The following is a 15,249-nucleotide window of genomic DNA, read 5'->3' as shown; positions in this document are numbered from 1 at the left end:
TTTTTTTAGTTTTTTGGCTTGTAAGAAGGGGGATTTTAGTTATAAAAGTGGCATGATTCGATTCGCTGTGTCCGTTTTGTTCCTTTTATTTGCTGCCACCCTCTCCGCCGAAGAAGTGGGGATCGTTAGTTTCATCCAGGGAAAGAATTACCTTTCAGGACCACGTTTCAAAAAAGCCAAAGAACCGGTGAAGTTAGGAAGTATCCTAAAAAAAGGCGATACCATCACCACAGAAGACGGAACCTGCGAAATCCAGTTAGCCACACAAGCCACCATCCGTCTTTCCAAGTTTACTTCTATGCAAATTGAAGACCTTCTCAATCCAAAATCCAAAGCAACGACTTTGAAACTAGTCGGTGGTAAGTTATTTGTAAAAGCTTACAAACCCGCATCAGGTGTCCCAAGCCAAAACCAACTAAAAGTGGTAAATCCTAGTTTTGTGGCAGGTGTCAGAGGAACTGAGTTTTTAGCGGCTGCCCCAGATACGGGAGGAACTGATGACGAACTGAGCAATGTGGAAACGGGAGTTTATGTGAATGAAGGAACTGTTGCCGTAAGCCCAGACAAAAAAGGAAAAGAAACTCTTGTGAAAGAAAACGAAGAGGTCCTTGTCTCCGGCAAAGAACTGAAGAAACAAATTTTAGATGAATTTGTAAAAGAGAAAATGCGAATTTTCCAAGAATTCAAAGCCATCAAAGAAGAAAACTACCAACGAATCAAAGATCAGTATGAAAAAAACGACCAATTGATGAATGAATATAAAGGAAAAACAGAAGAATGATGAAACAATTTTGGATTTTAACTGCCTTCCTTTCCCTTTCTCTCTTTTCTTCGGATCGAGTAGGAAAGCTTCCCGTATACAAAATAGCAGTGGAAGTTACCAACCAAACTGCGGAAACCCTAATCCTTCGCGATTTTATGAAGGATCAAATCCAATCAACAGGACGTGGATTAGTTTCACTTCCCATAAAGAACTTTGAATCTAATGTTTGGGAATTTGATAAAGAAGGAATTGCCTCTGGAAAGTCAGCAGAAGTTTTGCAAAAACTGAACGATGTAGATAAACTGGCTCTCATTTCCACAGAAGATGGACAGGCAGTGATTTCCTTTGTGGATGTCCTCCAACAAAAATTGGAATACCGCAACTCCCTTCCTGAAAGTCTCTCCAAAACTTTGGTTTTCGACTTTCTAGGTTTTTTAGACAAAAAAAATATTTACTTAGCATTGTCGGAAACAGGTTCAGGATCCAATTCCCAACTCAAAATCAATTCTTTAAAACCTACTTATGTGGCAGGTGAACCGATTCGTTTTGAAATTGAGGCAGCTGAGGATAATTTCGTTTATGTGGTATTAGTCCCTGAAAACCAAAAAGGAGAACCGGTTCTACTTTTCCCGAACCAATTCCAAAACGATAACTTTATCCGTAAGGGTGACAAAGTGACCATTCCCGATAAACGAATTTCATTTAAGGCATCCACCACTCCTTCCAAAGATCGCATCCGCGCCTTTGCTTCTCGTGAAGAATGGAAAGAGTTTCAACTCCGCAGCAAAAGAGAAGATTCATTTTATAAGATCCTACCTCCCGCGATCACTGGCACTAAATCTGGAGTTAGACCTATGATTGGTTCGCAAACCATTACGGCCTCTATTGTACAAAGTCCTGTGATGGAATGGGAATACCAAACCATCTCTAGATAATCCTTGCAAAAAACTCTCATACTGATTGTAATCCGTAAGTATGAGAAATTTCCTCCTTAAATCCATTGCCATTTTAGGACTCACAACACTCGTCACTTGTTCATTATTCAAAAAAGATAAAAAAGAAGAGGATATGCTAAACGCATTCCTACTTTTGCTTTGGGCAAACAGCCAATCAGCCGGATGCTCTGGGCCAAAATCTGGATTCACTATCTGTATTCCCAAAGGAATTGCGGAATAAACCATGAAAAAATTTTTATATACAATGATTTTTCTTGGAATGAGTTTCCAGGTTTCCGATTTCAACAAGTTCACTCGTTTAGACCCGAAGATAAACTTGAGTCAAATTTTGGGAGGGGCCATCCAATTTGGATTTGGTTCAGAAAAACTTTGGTCGGCCACAAGTGCAGATAACTGGGGTTTTGTGCGCCAATCTGCCACTTGGGCTCGTGGCAACTCTGGTATCATTGACAATCTTATCCTCGGTTTAAAAAACGCTGGTTACTTTAATAACTCTTCCCCACGAAATGAAGTCTTAAACAATATCAACTTAAATGGATTTGGTTCGGCAACACTAACCATCAAAATCAGTACTCCGACAACGGGTGTGAGTTCCACTGCTTATACAGGAACCAAAGATTTTAATCATTTTTTTCAAATCACAAAAACTGGAGCCTCCACTCCCTCCTTACAGTTGTTCTTTGATGATCCCAATACTACTCTTGGTAATGATGGTGCTTTGATTTATTACCGCTTGGTTGATTTTGGAAGTACCCAATTTGCAACGGTTGGAGATGTCATCACTGAAAGTTATACTGCTAACGACTCTGTATATGGAACCAAATTCCAAACTTATACCTGGAGGAATGGTCCAGAAAATGCCGCTTGGATTAGTAAACATGGAAGAGTGGTTTTAACCGAAGTGGATGCAGGTAGGCAACTATGTTTTCGTTCTGTAGTTCGGTTGAGTTTTACCAAACTAAAAAGCCTCAATCCAGCCAATGCCACAGCACTTGAAAATTTAAAGTCCCAGTGTAATTCGCAACTAGGAACGGCGACAGACAACCTTTACTATGTGCTTGCCTATATGCAAAAGTTTGATTCTCCTTTCCAAACTACAGCCAAAGCAACTTACACTACGGCAGCTACAAAACATGAAACTATCTGTAATTTGGGTATAAAACTTTCTTATGGAATTTTTAATGTGAATGGGTATGTAACAGACCAACTCTCTGCGGGAGAGGTTCCCTCTGACTATCCAAGTCCCACCATAGGTGGTTCTGACTTTATGTCTGTGGATGATGCATTTTTACGTACCTACGTTGCGTTTGGTGCTAGTATCGCAGGACAAACTGGTCTCGGTACTGTAAAACAATACGAAACCACATCGCAAGCCTTTTTAGATACCTTTGATGGTAGTGACCAAAACTTAAAATTCAAATAAGGATACAGTTATAATTTAATTACTTCGGTAAATAGCGTTGGAGAGGATAGAACCTGTAAGGGCAATCATCTCCAACCTCACATAAGAATCTTTATCTTGGAAACGATACTCAGCTCTGTTTGTGTCAGGGTTTACTTGTAACACTTCCCCTTTTTGTCCTATAAAACGAATCTCCAAATACCTTTCCTTAGAATTCACTTGGATGGTATTCTCTTTTGTCACAAAAATTTTTGGAACCTTAGGATCATCCGCTCCTTGAAAAAATTTTTTCACACAATAAAAGGATCCAGAATGTAGCGAAGCGATTACAGAAGCTTGGTCCTTTTTACCTTCCTCTGTAACAATATAACGCAAAAAACTCTCTCCCTTTCTAGATCTTTGGTTTCCTAAAGTTTGAATCAAATCTTTCCAAAAAGGTTGGTCAAAACTTTTGATGGAATTTTCTGGAAAATAATGTAAGTCATCACTTGCCATACAATGTATGTTTCGTCCTTGGCTAAGAAGAGAATCCAAAATTTTTGGATCATCGCCAAACGGTGAATATACTTCCACTGCCTGAAATCCATCGATGGCCATTAGTTCTTCTCTGGAAAACGAATCAAAAAGTTTTGGATGCGAGACAATCACATATCCACCTAACTTTTTCATACGATCCATCACCCAATTTAAATTTTCGCGACTCGCATAAACAGGAAAATAATCATAAAAAGACTTCTTAATCCCAATGGCGAGTAGGTGCCGTTTTTTTAAATTTTGTCCCCATTCCATTCCTCGAATGTAATCTGGATTGTCAGTTTCGGATACCTGACCATAATCAGTGATAGCAAGATTCGAAAAACCCTCTCGTTTGTATTCGGATTGAATTTCTTTTACAGTATGTCTTTCGGGAGTAAACCATACTTCATTGGAATGGGTATGTAGGGAGATTTTTTCCTGACCTTCCCCATTCCAATTTTGGTATGGATTTACAATTTTTGAACCTTGAAAGGAGGATGCTGGCAAAACAATCGTCTTCCTAAGGAGTAAAACAACCGCTAATTGGTAACAAGTCAATATCCCAAGCAATGATAACAAAATCAGAATGTACCTGTACTTCCATAGAGAGGGACGCACTGCTGTTTGATGGTCTGAATAAGCAATGGATCCTGGAACATTGAAAAGCATAAAAAAACTCTATCTATCTTTCTTTCCAATTTGATTCCAGTTTTGTTACAAAATGAATACAAAAGCTAGGGTTCATTTCTGCTTTGACAAACAAGATAGGTATTTCTCTCGTGAGACTGTGAAATTCTTTTCTGTCCACCGCACCTTCCTTTTCCTACTTTCTGTACTAGTAGTTTTTTTATTTTATGGGAATTCCTCACCCCTGGTCGACCAAGACGAGGCAGCCTATGCAGGGTTTTCTAGGTCCATGATGGAAACGGGGGACTACCTGACCATGGACTTCCCTTATTCAACACCACACAGAAAGCCACCTCTCCATTTTTGGATTACCTCTTTTCTTTTCCAGATTTTCGGCCCTACAGAATGGGTTTTACGAATGTTCCCGGCTCTTTGTATTTTAGGGACAAGTTTGTTAACATACCATCTTACAAATGTTATGTACGGGCAGAGAACCGCACTTTATGCTTTCAGTATCTTAAGTTTTTCATTGTATTTTCCTTTAAACGGAAAAATTGCCTTAGTGGATTCCCTTTTAGTTTTCTTTAGTATGTTAGGTTTTGTATCGCTTTACCATTGGATTTTATCTAATAAAATAAGATTTGTATTTTTGTTTTGGCTTTCTGTAAGTTTGGGACTACTTGTAAAAGGACCACCAATCCTTATTTTCCTTGGGGGAACTTGTGTCCTTCTTTTGAGTATCAACCAAATCCGTTTTAGGGTGTGGAAACTGAATCCATTTTTATGGTTACCTGTTTCTCTTACTCCCCTTCTTCTTTGGGGATATTTTTCTTGGCAAAAAGACAATGGGGTTCTCATCCGATGGATGTTGGATTGGTATATTTTCCGAAGGGCTACAGATCCAGTATTTGGACAATCAGGTCCTCCTGGCACCTATCTTATGTTATTTGTTATAACACTTTTTCCTTGGACTCGAATTTATCTTTCCTTTTTAAATGAATATGGATGGAAATTGTTTGCCTATTTAAAAACGGGAGGTTTAAAACTTTTTAAAAACCTACTTCCTTGGAATTGGAAAGGAATCGATTCCCATTTTACACCAAAACGGTTTTTACTAATAGGACTTGGATTTTCTTGGATCTTTTATGAATGTTTGGCCAGTAAACTTCCTTCTTATCCTTTGTCTGCTTATCCTATCCTTGCCATCATCCTCGGTGACCAACTTTCCAGAAAACACAATCAAATCTATATGTTTCGATTGTATCTGACAGTTGCGTTGATTATGATTGCTGTTTTTTCTTTTATCATCCTTCCGAAGTTTTCGGAACTCCGAATGGATACAAAGAAGACTGCGGCTTCAATCCAAAATTTAATTCCTCCGAACGAAACCTTACATTCTTTTGGTGGTCTTGGAATTCCCAGTTTTGCTTATTATTACCACAGGCCGATCCAAGAAATTACCTGGGAAGAAATCCAAACAACAAAGGGTTATCTCCTTGTCACTGAATCCGATTTTTTACTTTGGAAAGGATTAGGACTTGGATGGGAAACAATCGGAGAGCCGTTTTCGATTTTTGCCTACGATCGTAATAAAAAACTAAACCTAAGGCTTGTGAAAACGAAGGAGAACTAATTCAAAAATCGTTTTTTAAGGTTTGGTGAAGGGATCATACAGGTTTCTGCTTTACCAAACCAATGGTACCTATGTTTGGCAATGTACCTATAGAGAAAGTTTCTAATAAAACGAGGAACGAACCTAAATCCATACAACAAAAACCAAGGAAATTTTAATTCAAGAACCAATTGCAAAATAGCATCAGATTCTGCGTATATCTCCCCTTCCTTCCAATAGAGGATACTATCGGGGAGTTTGGAAACCATGTTTATGGAGATTAGAGAATGGAAAACATCAGAACCAATCGCCGAAAAATATAAATTTTCTTTTTGGTTGTGTTTCAATAGAAACTGGACCGAACCCATACACAAATGGCAAACCCCATCAAAGAAAACAATTTTACTTTTTTCCGGTGGCATCCTTTCCCTCTACTTCCAAACTGACAGAGAACTAATTGAAATCGAGTCTAAAACAATAGAGGCCACTATGTTTCCTGAATTTCATTCTGAAAATCTTCCAAAAAAAGAATCTGCCATTTTAGAAAAAATGGAGTCCAACAAAAGTTTCATTCAATCCATATTACAAATAGACAAACCTACGTTTCAAAACTTTGTTAAACCCTACCAAAGAATCCAAACAGAACTGGGAGACCTGGTTACAGAAATTTCCCATCTCAATTCTGTAAAAAATAACGAAGAAAGCCAAACTATCTATAGCAGGTTATTACCAAAACTTAGCGAGTATTATACGGACCTTGGCCAAAACGAAGAGATTTTTTCTACACTATTAAAAATTCAATCCACGGAACCTAATTTGAACCAAGAAGCTTCTAAAGTTTTAGAAAATGAAATTCGTGACTTCCGTTTGTCAGGGGTGGGGCTTAGTACCGATACCAAAAATGCCTTAAAGGAAATTCGGGTTCGTTTGTCTGACCTTTCCAACCAATTTTCTCAGAATGTTTTAAATGCAACCAATGCTTTTGCACTCTATCTCACAGAAGCCGATGTAGAAGGTCTTCCTGAAAGTGATAAAATTTCAGCAAAAATGGAGGATGGTAGATATAAATTCACCTTACAATTCCCATCTTACATTGCTTATATGACCTACGGACAAAATAGAGAAATTCGAAAAAAACTCTATGATGGGTATTGTACAAGGGCGCCAGAAAATGGAAAACTAATGGAGGAAATATTAGAACTTCGTGACAAGGAAGCAAAACTCCTTGGTTTTCCTACTTTTTCTCATTTGAGTTTGGCTACCAAAGTAGCTGATACTCCAGAACAAGTAATAGAGTTTTTGGACCATTTGGGGAAAAAAGCAAAACCAATCGCTTTACAAGAGTTAAATGAAATTAAAAATTTTGCAAAGAAACTCGGCCACAATGATTTAGAACCTTGGGACCTTACCTATTTCTCTGAAAAATTAAAAAAGGAATCCTTTTCTTATGATGAGGAAATTTATCGGCCGTACCTTGAAAAAGAAACAGTCATCCAAGGAACCTTTTTATTTTTAGAAAAACTTTTAGGAATCCAATTCAAACAAGTAAACACTTCCGTCTGGGAACCGTCTGTCCTCTGTTATGACTTAGTCGTAGATGGAGAAACCAGATCTCGTTTGTACTTAGATTTAGAAGTCCGAACCGAAAAAAAAGGTGGGGCATGGATGCACAATTGGAAACCTCATTTTCAAGATGAAACGGGAAAAAGAGAACTTCCTGTTGCCTTTGTTGTAGCCAGTTTCCCGAAAGCAACTGAAACACAACCTTCACTTCTACGACCAAGCGATGTGGTCACTCTCTTCCATGAATTGGGACATGCCCTTCACCACCTCCTCTCTCGTGTCAACGAAGCCTTTGTCAGTGGAGTGAATGGGGTTGAGTGGGATGCCGTGGAATTCCCTTCTCAGTTTTTAGAAAACTTTGCTTATGAACCAAAAGTTTTAGAACTCTTCGCCAAACATTACCAAACGAAGGAACCAATTCCAAATTCTTATATTGAAACTATGGTAAAGGCCAAGAACTTTATGTCGGCAATGGGAGTAGTAAGACAAATCGAATTTGCAAAGTTTGATATGTTGATCCATCTAGAAAAACCAACAGAGTTTAGAGTTCAGGAAATTTTAGACCAAGTCAGGAAAGAATTTTCAGTTGTATTCCCACCAACTTATAATAAATTTCAAAATTCTTTTACTCATATCTTTGCCGGTGGTTATGCCGCAGGGTATTATTCCTATAAATGGGCAGAACTTCTTTCTGCGAACGCCTACTATTCGTTTGTCGATAAAGGTGTTTTCGATTTAGAACATGCTGCCCATTTCAGAAAAACGGTTTTAGAAAAAGGTGGCTCTGGGAACGCAATGGATCTTTTCCGCGATTTTTACGGAAGAGATCCAGAGATCGATGCCTTACTTCGCCTGAACGGAATCGCCGCTTAAGGCAAGTATTGATTTTGTGATGACTTCTTTGGAATCGGTGGACTTGATTAACTTCCTTGTCTTCCGATTTTTATCCAAAACATAAATGTAAGTGGAATGGTCAAAACTTTGACCATCTTCCGTTTTTTGTACATAGGCAGCATATTGTTTCAGAATTTGATTGGTTGTGTCTTCCGAAAAAGAAAGTCCAATCGATTGTGGTAAATAAAACTGCACATATTTTGTGGTAGTCTCCGGAGAATCACGCACAGGATCTACAGAGATAAAAACCACTTTGAATTTAGTTTTTTCCTCAGCAGAAAGTGGTTCAACAGCTGCTTTTATTTTTGCCAAAGTGTTAGGACAAAAATCAGGGCAGTAAGTATATCCAAAAAATACCAATAAAACTGGTTCCTGAAACGATTTAAAAGACACGAATTGTCCCGATTTATCTTTTGCTTCAATGTTTCCACCAATGGGAAGTTCTGTGAATTCTAAACTCGAACCACAACCTATCATTGAAATTCCAACTAACAAAATTAAGACTATGTTTTTTTTCATCATTGATTCTTTTCCACAACTACTGTTCGAGTTTCTCCGTTAGAAAATTGGATTTCTAATTTTAAATTTCCAGAAACATTTTCTTTATCATATAACATCAGGTGATTTCCAGACCGCATCAACTGGATCGTTTGATTTGCTTTCAAAAGGATAGGATATTCCTTTTTACGCATCCTGGCAACTTGAGTCTCGTTGTCTAAGGAGGTTTCGTGAAACTCAACGGTTTTGTAATGGTTACTAACAATGTTTCGAATCTCCACATCCACTTCAAAAGGATTTCTAATCTCTCCATAAACAGCAGCAGTTTTTGCTACTTCTGGTGGAGGTGTCATCCAGAGTCGGATGGGTTCTGTCGGTTTGTGACAGAAAACAAACAAATTGACTTGAATTAGAAACAGAAATCCTGCATTTGTGATATTTATCTTTCGTAACAAGAGAACCTCGATGAGAATAATAATCAAATGGGTGATAGCCATCACTCTCATTCTATCTTCATTCCTAGTATCCACTTACAACTGGTCTATCAGTGAATACAATTATGATTCCTCTAGGAAATTCGAAAATTTTGATGCCTTTTACCAAAACGAACTACAAATCAGTGCCAAAGAAAATACAAGGCCAAACAACGAAGAACTTCTCATCCGTGTTTCGGAAGAAAAAACTCCTATTGCCATTGTTTATATACATGGATTTGGTGCGAGTCGTGGAGAAGGCGAAGAGGTCACAAACAAACTTTCCGAATACTTTGGGGCCAATACTTATTACTTAAGACTCCCTGGGCATGGAACGAATCCAGAAGACCACTTACATACTAACTTTCAAAAATACCTTCAAGATGCAGAAGATAGTTTGATTTATGCAAGAGAGCTCGGACAGAAAACCGTTCTCATTGGAACCAGTATGGGTGGAAACATTGCGTCTTATTTAGCAGCGAAACATCCAGAGCTTGTGGATTCCCTCGTCCTTGCTTCCCCATTTTATGATTTTGATGATCCAAGTGCGCATATGTTTCGTTTCCATTGGGGAAAATCTTTTATCAATGCCATCAAAGGGGAAATGCGTATTTCCAAAACCGACCCCAAAGATGAATCGGGCAAATATTGGTATTTAGATCAGTATTATGGTGCCATTCAAAATCTTTTAGATTTAAAACGATTTGTAGACAAAGACAATCCGTTCCCTCGCATTACAGCTCCCACCTTACTCATGTACTACTATAAATCAGAAACAGACCATGATTTTGTTGCCTCTGTTCCAGCAATGTTACATGCCTTCGAGCAAATTCAATCGGGACCAAATCACAATCCTCAAAACAAACTTCTAAAAATTGAAAACGGAGCCCATGTTTTGCTTTCCAAATACGTGAAATCAGACAAAGAACTAATCGAAAAAGAGCTAATTCAGTTTATCAAAGATACAACGGGTGCCGAAGAAGTTAAAAAATCAAAGAAAACCAAACGATAACAAAATCGTTTCATAAAGTTCATCTACGGATATTGGTTTCGAACGAACCAATATCCCTTCTCTATCCAACTCTTCCGAATCAAGTCCTTCCATATTTCCGGTATAAAGAATCGCAGAAAGATTCGGATTTACCTTTTTGATATTTCGAATGAGACTAAGGCCATTGATCTCTCGCATCCGGTAATCTGATAAAATAAAATCAGGAACTATATTTTTTACATTTTCTAAGGCTGAAGTTGCCGTTCGAAATACTTTGGGAAAAATTTGTTTTTGAGAAAGAACAAAACTAATCGCTTCACTAGCCGCTTCATCATCTTCCACAATCCAAATTTCTTTTTCAGAAATCACGGACCAAACATCTTTAGGTTTATTTTCTTGGTTTGTTTTTTTGGCACCGAGTAGGATCTGTCCTTCCTCTAATGGCAAAAAAATATGAATCAGAACTGTCATTGGTTCCGGTTTTTCGATATAAAACTCACCTCCCCAATTTTTCACATAACGATTGATTAGGTGCATTCCTGTCCATTGAAATTCTTCCTCACCAAAATTGACAAAGTCCAGTGTATTTAAACCAGAAAGACTGGGTAAAGAAAGCCCAGCAAATTCCATAGAAACTAAAAGTTTATATTCATCTGCGGGTGACGTTTGTATTCGAACCAGTCCTCTCTTTCGATCATCCCAAACAAGAAGTCCGCCCGAAGTCAATTCACAAAGGATTTTAGAAAACCGAACCGCATCCAACTTTGTATAAAGAGGAGTTTTGTAAAAATCAAATTGGGCTTCTACATTTTTCGGTAAGCCTGCATTTACAAGAGGAATGGCAGACTCAATCACCGAAGATATTTCAATTTTTGCAGAGGAATTTTCGTCTTTTACCTTTGAATATTGAATGATCCTATGGATCATCGAACGAGCATTATCTGCTCCCATTCTAATTTTTCCAAAATATTCTAAAATTTTGGATTCGTCAAATTTTCCCAACTTAATTTGTTCTTCACCCAACTGAGAGAAAACATGAATGGGTTGTAAGTAGTTATTCAAATCATGTGCGATATTGGTTGCTAAACTTCCAATGGTTTCCATTTTTTGCGAATGCAACTGATAAGATTCGAGTTGTTTTTTTTCAGTCACGTCATCCAAAAAAACATAATAAAAATCTGGTTTGCCTTGTGAGTTACGAAAAGCACTGATCCGCCGGTACACATTGATGCGCCGACCATCTTTTCTTGTTAACCTTGACTCTTCGACTCCCTCTTTAAAAAAACTAAAATATTCCATTTCTTCTTCGGATATAGATTCCCCTTTGATCCGTTTGATATTCAAATCCGTTAAATTTTGAAAACTATATCCTGTGATTTCCGTAAACCTTGGATTGATGCGAAAATAACCACCTTCCCAATCTTGCAGAGCCATCCCGACAGATGCATTTTCAAAGAGACCAAGAAAAAATTGAATTTGTTCGACAATATTGATTTCGTTTGTTTTTTCATTGGTCACATCTCGAACAAAAACAATTTGTAATTGTGAATCCATTTTCGGAATGTTTACTTTTCGTTTTTCAAACTGAAACCATCTCACTAAAATTTCATTCGGCATTCGAAATCTGTAATCACCTTGTATGGTGTCCCGATCAAAATGTTTATTTGGGAAAAGAAACTGTTCCTTAAAATTGGCTTTGTCTTCTTCTGCGACCCATTGTAAAAGATCGGATTCCAAACATTCCTCAGTGGATTTGTGACAACCCAAATTGTTTTTAAAAAAATCGTTCGAAAATAAAATTTTCCCGGATTTTGGATCTGTTAAATACACACCACCGGAAAATAGATTGGGCAAGACCTTAAAGAATTCTATCATTCCGCTTGCTTCTAGATTCGTTTGCATAACTCTTGCCTTAAGAGGGAAATATGCCATCCAATCCGTTTTCTTTTCAAGCACCTATTGCTTTTTTTAATTTGGGACCTTGGGAGATTGCACTCATCGTCTTCTTAGCGTTACTTTTTTTTGGCGGAAAACGCCTTCCCAGCCTTGCCAAAGATTTAGGTTCTGGAATTAAAGAATTTCGCAAATCCTTAACAGGACAGGAAGACGAACCAACGCAAACTAGTTTTCCCCAAGAAGAACCAAAGTCCGCTTCTACGGGCGTTTCCAAATCTGGAAAAAAGAAAAAAGCATAAGATTTAAACTTTGGCCGGGAAAAAAAGAACCGCACTTCCATTACCGGAGGATTCTGAAACCAGGGAAAAATACATGTCCCTGGGGGATCATTTAGAAGAACTCCGCCAAAGGTTGATTTATTCCATTTTAGTGGTGTCAGTTTTTATGATAGCCACCTTGTATTTTGGAAGTGAAATCCATACCTTTCTCATCCAACCCTATAAATCTGTTTTAGGACCCGATGCCCATTTTTTTCAGATCCAGCTTATGGCTCCGTTTCTGATTTATCTCAAAACATCGTTTATCTTATCGGTCCTTGTTTCTTTACCATTTTTACTCTATATCCTTTGGGGATTCATTGCACCGGCTGTGGACCCAAGGACAGAAAAATGGGGTAAATTCATCATCCTATTTTCTACCTTACTCTTTTGGTCAGGTCTTGCACTCTGTTGGTTTACGGTCTTTGAAAACTTCCTTCGAGTTTTCCTTGTGATTCTCAGACCCGATGGAGTGGACCCGTATTTACCGATTGACGAATATTATGATTTGTTTTTTAATTTGCACCTAGTGTTTGGTGCCTCCTTTCAATTACCGATTGTTCTCATCCTACTCGGTAGGATTGGAATCCTTTCTTCCCGGTTTTTGATTTCCCGATGGAGGGAAGCTGTCCTTATCATTGCCGTTGTGTCTGCAGTTTTATCACCAGGCCCTGATGTTTTTTCTATGTTAATGTTACTTGTTCCTCTTAGTTTTCTATTCTTTCTTTCTGCTATCATTATGAAAGTATTGGAAACCACAGATCGCAAATGAGTTTTCGAGTTAAACTTCCTGTACTCTTAGGGATCATTAGTTTTCTTTTTTTCCTCATTCATTTTTTATTTGCAGAATTTACATTCACTCATTGGCAAAATCCCAAAGGAGAAAATGCACTTAACTTTAATTTGGTGGGAATTTATTCCTCTTTTGTATTTTCGCTCCTGCTTGGATTTTTAACCTATTATTTCCTCGGATTTTTATACCAATACATTCTTCATGTCATTGCCCACATCCAAGACACTGAACTTCCGAAAGACATTCAAAAACTAAATAAAGATTCGGAAGAATACAAAATCTACAAATCAGTTCGATTTACCCTTCTTCAGGGAGATGAAAGTTTCGGCGAGGAACAATTTGAAAACAAATTTGACTGGAAAACGAACCAAGCAGCTTCCATAAACAAACAAATCCCCGACGTCCATATTCCTAAAATTCATGGGTTCGATGTATCCGTTTTTCCATCTGTCATGCGTTATGCGGGTGCAGACTATATTCGAATCGTCAGAGCCAAAGATGGAATTTTTGGAATCCTTGCAGGGCATATGGAACCAGGGATTCTAGAGTCTTCTGAAAAAGTTTATATTCATGGGATCATTTCCTCTTTGGGAGATGGTATTTTTTCCACAGAAGAGATTTTGGAAAAACTAAAATTGGCCCTCCACCAGTTTACATTTTTAAAATTAAAAATCTCTGCATTTGTAATCGCCAGTAGAGAAGACAAAATGTCTTTTTTACACTATATGGACATGCCTATCTTCCAATTTTCTGAACACGGAATCCAAGTGATCGAAGGAAGCGGAGACGACCATTGGTATCCCAACCACAAACATCCACTTTCTATGGCAGATGGAATCGAAATTGGGGATTATTTAGTTTGGGCCAGTGACAGAACCCTCACACAGTTTGGACTCACATCCTTTGAAATTATGGAAGAGTTTGTGGATTATCTTTTGGATTTAAGGCCTAGTTCCTCTAGACAGATGTTACTGGCCATTGCTAAAAAAATGAGTGCTCTGGGTGCTGAAAGAAATCTAACAAACCCCATGGAAAAACTTTCGATTTTAGTGGTTCGGCGAAACAAGTAAACGGATCGTATGGCGAAGTAAATCTAACTTCCCCCAGTCGCCATGCCCTGGTACCACGACCTCGGCATCTGGATAACGAGATAACACCCGTTTCACCGAATTGGGCCATTCGTTTAAATCGGCTTCTTTGGTATTTCCTAAGTCTTCTGCATCGAGTGCCTTCACAAGACAACCCCCGAAGAGGATATGAGTTTCGGGAAGCCAAACCACAATATTATCTACAGAATGCCCATGCCCAGGATAAAATACCTCAACTGATTGATTGCCCAAGGATAATCTTGTTTGGATGTCAAGGATAGGATTTGTTTTTCCGAATCCTCTTTCCTTGGCTAGTTTCGCTGTTAAGGAAGTGCTATAAACCGGAATGTTTCGTTTGTGAAATAGAGAAACTCCCGCCATACGGTCGTCATGTGCATGAGTCACAATTAAAAACAAAATTTCTTTTTGGAACTTAGTTTGGATCTCAGAAAATAGTTCTTCTGTTTGTGATTCGGTCCAAGGAGTATCAATGACTACGACTCCTTTGTTTGAAAGAACCACAAGACCATTTGCCGAATAAACTTTTCCGCCAAAGGTTCCGAAACTACGGTGGATCCAAACGGATTCTTTGATTTTACTCCACTCTAAATGTGAGGGAAAAACAGTAGAATCTTGGATTTGCGTTTGGTCCTTTGGAGTGGCAACTGGTTCAGCGACTTTTCCAAGTTGGCAATTAAAAAAAGAGAACCCTAAACAAAAATAGAAAACAACCACATGGAATCGAATCTTAGGTAGTAATGAAAATTGCTGGGATCTGTTTTTTAAGGGACTGGAATCTAACATAAGTTACTCCTAAAAAAGAAAAACCTATCTGACCGATAGGTTTTTTCTAGTTTCTC

At 38.2% G+C, this 15,249-nt stretch carries 16 protein-coding genes; 10 read left to right on the top strand and 6 right to left on the bottom strand.

From position 1 onward, the window contains the following. The first annotated feature begins 52 nt into the window (after window positions 1–52). Genes EHR07_RS00940 through EHR07_RS00925 form a run of 4 tightly spaced genes read left to right on the top strand, consistent with a single transcriptional unit; the run spans window position 53 to window position 3,142 of the window. A complete protein-coding gene (locus EHR07_RS00940; RefSeq protein WP_208739649.1) occupies window positions 53–781 on the top strand; it encodes a FecR family protein in 729 nt (242 codons plus the stop codon). Next, window positions 778–1,698, top strand: coding sequence for a DUF4384 domain-containing protein (locus tag EHR07_RS00935; protein ID WP_135743340.1), 921 nt, complete (start codon window positions 778–780; stop codon window positions 1,696–1,698). The genes EHR07_RS00940 and EHR07_RS00935 overlap by 4 nt, the downstream gene beginning before the upstream one ends. A gap of 40 nt (window positions 1,699–1,738) precedes the next feature. Then, complete coding sequence (locus EHR07_RS00930; RefSeq protein WP_135743339.1) at window positions 1,739–1,939, top strand: hypothetical protein; 201 nt, start codon at window positions 1,739–1,741, stop codon at window positions 1,937–1,939. A gap of 3 nt (window positions 1,940–1,942) precedes the next feature. Further along, the gene (locus tag EHR07_RS00925; protein ID WP_135743338.1) at window positions 1,943–3,142 is read left to right on the top strand and encodes an LIC_12337 family protein; all 1,200 of its coding nucleotides are present in this window, start codon (window positions 1,943–1,945) and stop codon (window positions 3,140–3,142) included. Window positions 3,143–3,157: 15 nt separating this feature from the next. Here the strand turns inward: EHR07_RS00925 and EHR07_RS00920 are convergent, their stop codons facing one another. Continuing rightward, complete coding sequence (locus EHR07_RS00920) at window positions 3,158–4,306, bottom strand: PHP domain-containing protein (protein ID WP_135743337.1); 1,149 nt, start codon at window positions 4,304–4,306, stop codon at window positions 3,158–3,160. A 118-nt stretch (window positions 4,307–4,424) separates the two neighbouring features. Between EHR07_RS00920 and EHR07_RS00915 the strand changes: the two genes are divergently transcribed. After that, window positions 4,425–5,897, top strand: coding sequence for an ArnT family glycosyltransferase (locus tag EHR07_RS00915; protein ID WP_238777482.1), 1,473 nt, complete (start codon window positions 4,425–4,427; stop codon window positions 5,895–5,897). On the opposite strand, the gene EHR07_RS00910 is transcribed toward EHR07_RS00915, so the two are convergent. After that, window positions 5,894–6,298 carry a thiol-disulfide oxidoreductase DCC family protein gene (locus EHR07_RS00910; RefSeq protein ID WP_135743335.1) on the bottom strand — a complete coding sequence of 135 codons (405 nt, stop codon included), beginning with the start codon at window positions 6,296–6,298 and terminating at the stop codon, window positions 5,894–5,896. The genes EHR07_RS00915 and EHR07_RS00910 overlap by 4 nt on opposite strands. Window positions 6,299–6,365: 67 nt before the next feature. Between EHR07_RS00910 and EHR07_RS00905 the strand changes: the two genes are divergently transcribed. After that, window positions 6,366–8,312 carry a M3 family metallopeptidase gene (locus EHR07_RS00905; RefSeq protein ID WP_135743334.1) on the top strand — a complete coding sequence of 649 codons (1,947 nt, stop codon included), beginning with the start codon at window positions 6,366–6,368 and terminating at the stop codon, window positions 8,310–8,312. On the opposite strand, the gene EHR07_RS00900 is transcribed toward EHR07_RS00905, so the two are convergent. Further along, window positions 8,283–8,852, bottom strand: a complete 570-nt coding sequence (locus EHR07_RS00900) for an SCO family protein (RefSeq protein WP_135743414.1) — start codon at window positions 8,850–8,852, stop codon at window positions 8,283–8,285. The two genes, EHR07_RS00905 and EHR07_RS00900, sit on opposite strands and share 30 nt — an antisense overlap. Further along, window positions 8,852–9,286: a copper chaperone PCu(A)C gene (locus tag EHR07_RS00895; protein ID WP_244288895.1), complete on the bottom strand. Its 435-nt coding sequence runs from the start codon at window positions 9,284–9,286 to the stop codon at window positions 8,852–8,854. Before EHR07_RS00895 ends, EHR07_RS00900 begins: the two co-directional genes overlap by 1 nt. 10 nt (window positions 9,287–9,296) lie before the next feature. On the opposite strand from EHR07_RS00895, the gene EHR07_RS00890 reads away from it, so the two are divergent. Continuing rightward, window positions 9,297–10,316, top strand: coding sequence for an alpha/beta hydrolase (locus EHR07_RS00890; protein ID WP_135743332.1), 1,020 nt, complete (start codon window positions 9,297–9,299; stop codon window positions 10,314–10,316). Here the strand turns inward: EHR07_RS00890 and EHR07_RS00885 are convergent. Next, the gene (locus tag EHR07_RS00885; protein ID WP_135743331.1) at window positions 10,296–12,197 is read right to left on the bottom strand and encodes a hybrid sensor histidine kinase/response regulator; all 1,902 of its coding nucleotides are present in this window, start codon (window positions 12,195–12,197) and stop codon (window positions 10,296–10,298) included. The two genes, EHR07_RS00890 and EHR07_RS00885, sit on opposite strands and share 21 nt — an antisense overlap. Window positions 12,198–12,220: 23 nt before the next feature. Between EHR07_RS00885 and EHR07_RS00880 the strand changes: the two genes are divergently transcribed. The 3 genes from EHR07_RS00880 to rktP all read left to right on the top strand — a co-directional run bounded on the left by EHR07_RS00880 (window position 12,221) and on the right by rktP (window position 14,371). Continuing rightward, window positions 12,221–12,490 (top strand): Sec-independent protein translocase subunit TatA/TatB, encoded by a 270-nt coding sequence (locus EHR07_RS00880; RefSeq protein WP_135743330.1) that lies wholly within the window; start codon window positions 12,221–12,223, stop codon window positions 12,488–12,490. A gap of 73 nt (window positions 12,491–12,563) precedes the next feature. Beyond that, window positions 12,564–13,280, top strand: coding sequence for a twin-arginine translocase subunit TatC (gene tatC, locus EHR07_RS00875; RefSeq protein WP_135743329.1), 717 nt, complete (start codon window positions 12,564–12,566; stop codon window positions 13,278–13,280). Then, complete coding sequence (gene rktP / locus EHR07_RS00870; RefSeq protein ID WP_135743328.1) at window positions 13,277–14,371, top strand: Arg-Lys translocation region protein phosphatase RktP; 1,095 nt, start codon at window positions 13,277–13,279, stop codon at window positions 14,369–14,371. Before tatC ends, rktP begins: the two co-directional genes overlap by 4 nt. Here rktP and bla read toward each other — a convergent pair. Continuing rightward, on the bottom strand, window positions 14,348–15,193 hold the full coding sequence (gene bla, locus EHR07_RS00865; RefSeq protein ID WP_135743327.1) for a subclass B1 metallo-beta-lactamase: 846 nt from the start codon (window positions 15,191–15,193) through the stop codon (window positions 14,348–14,350). The two genes, rktP and bla, sit on opposite strands and share 24 nt — an antisense overlap. Between the last annotated feature and the right edge of the window lie 56 nt (window positions 15,194–15,249).

Source organism: Leptospira bandrabouensis (assembly GCF_004770905.1).
Classification (GTDB): domain Bacteria; phylum Spirochaetota; class Leptospiria; order Leptospirales; family Leptospiraceae; genus Leptospira_A; species Leptospira_A bandrabouensis.
Note: the sequence above shows the minus strand (reverse complement) of the source record. Positions and strands in the feature narration are given on the sequence as shown.

Excerpts from the sequence above, each read along its gene's own strand:
- EHR07_RS00940 (WP_208739649.1), top strand. The coding sequence starts at position 53 with ATGATTCGATTCGCTGTGTCCGTTTTGTTCCTTTTATTTGCTGCCACC.
- EHR07_RS00935 (WP_135743340.1), top strand. The coding sequence starts at position 778 with ATGATGAAACAATTTTGGATTTTAACTGCCTTCCTTTCCCTTTCTCTC.
- EHR07_RS00930 (WP_135743339.1), top strand. The coding sequence starts at position 1,739 with ATGAGAAATTTCCTCCTTAAATCCATTGCCATTTTAGGACTCACAACA.
- EHR07_RS00925 (WP_135743338.1), top strand. The coding sequence starts at position 1,943 with ATGAAAAAATTTTTATATACAATGATTTTTCTTGGAATGAGTTTCCAG.
- EHR07_RS00920 (WP_135743337.1), bottom strand. The coding sequence starts at position 4,306 with ATGCTTTTCAATGTTCCAGGATCCATTGCTTATTCAGACCATCAAACA.
- EHR07_RS00910 (WP_135743335.1), bottom strand. The coding sequence starts at position 6,298 with ATGCCACCGGAAAAAAGTAAAATTGTTTTCTTTGATGGGGTTTGCCAT.
- EHR07_RS00905 (WP_135743334.1), top strand. The coding sequence starts at position 6,366 with ATGTTTCCTGAATTTCATTCTGAAAATCTTCCAAAAAAAGAATCTGCC.
- EHR07_RS00900 (WP_135743414.1), bottom strand. The coding sequence starts at position 8,852 with ATGAAAAAAAACATAGTCTTAATTTTGTTAGTTGGAATTTCAATGATA.
- EHR07_RS00890 (WP_135743332.1), top strand. The coding sequence starts at position 9,297 with ATGAGAATAATAATCAAATGGGTGATAGCCATCACTCTCATTCTATCT.
- EHR07_RS00885 (WP_135743331.1), bottom strand. The coding sequence starts at position 12,197 with ATGCAAACGAATCTAGAAGCAAGCGGAATGATAGAATTCTTTAAGGTC.
- EHR07_RS00880 (WP_135743330.1), top strand. The coding sequence starts at position 12,221 with ATGCCATCCAATCCGTTTTCTTTTCAAGCACCTATTGCTTTTTTTAAT.
- tatC (WP_135743329.1), top strand. The coding sequence starts at position 12,564 with ATGTCCCTGGGGGATCATTTAGAAGAACTCCGCCAAAGGTTGATTTAT.
- rktP (WP_135743328.1), top strand. The coding sequence starts at position 13,277 with ATGAGTTTTCGAGTTAAACTTCCTGTACTCTTAGGGATCATTAGTTTT.
- bla (WP_135743327.1), bottom strand. The coding sequence starts at position 15,193 with ATGTTAGATTCCAGTCCCTTAAAAAACAGATCCCAGCAATTTTCATTA.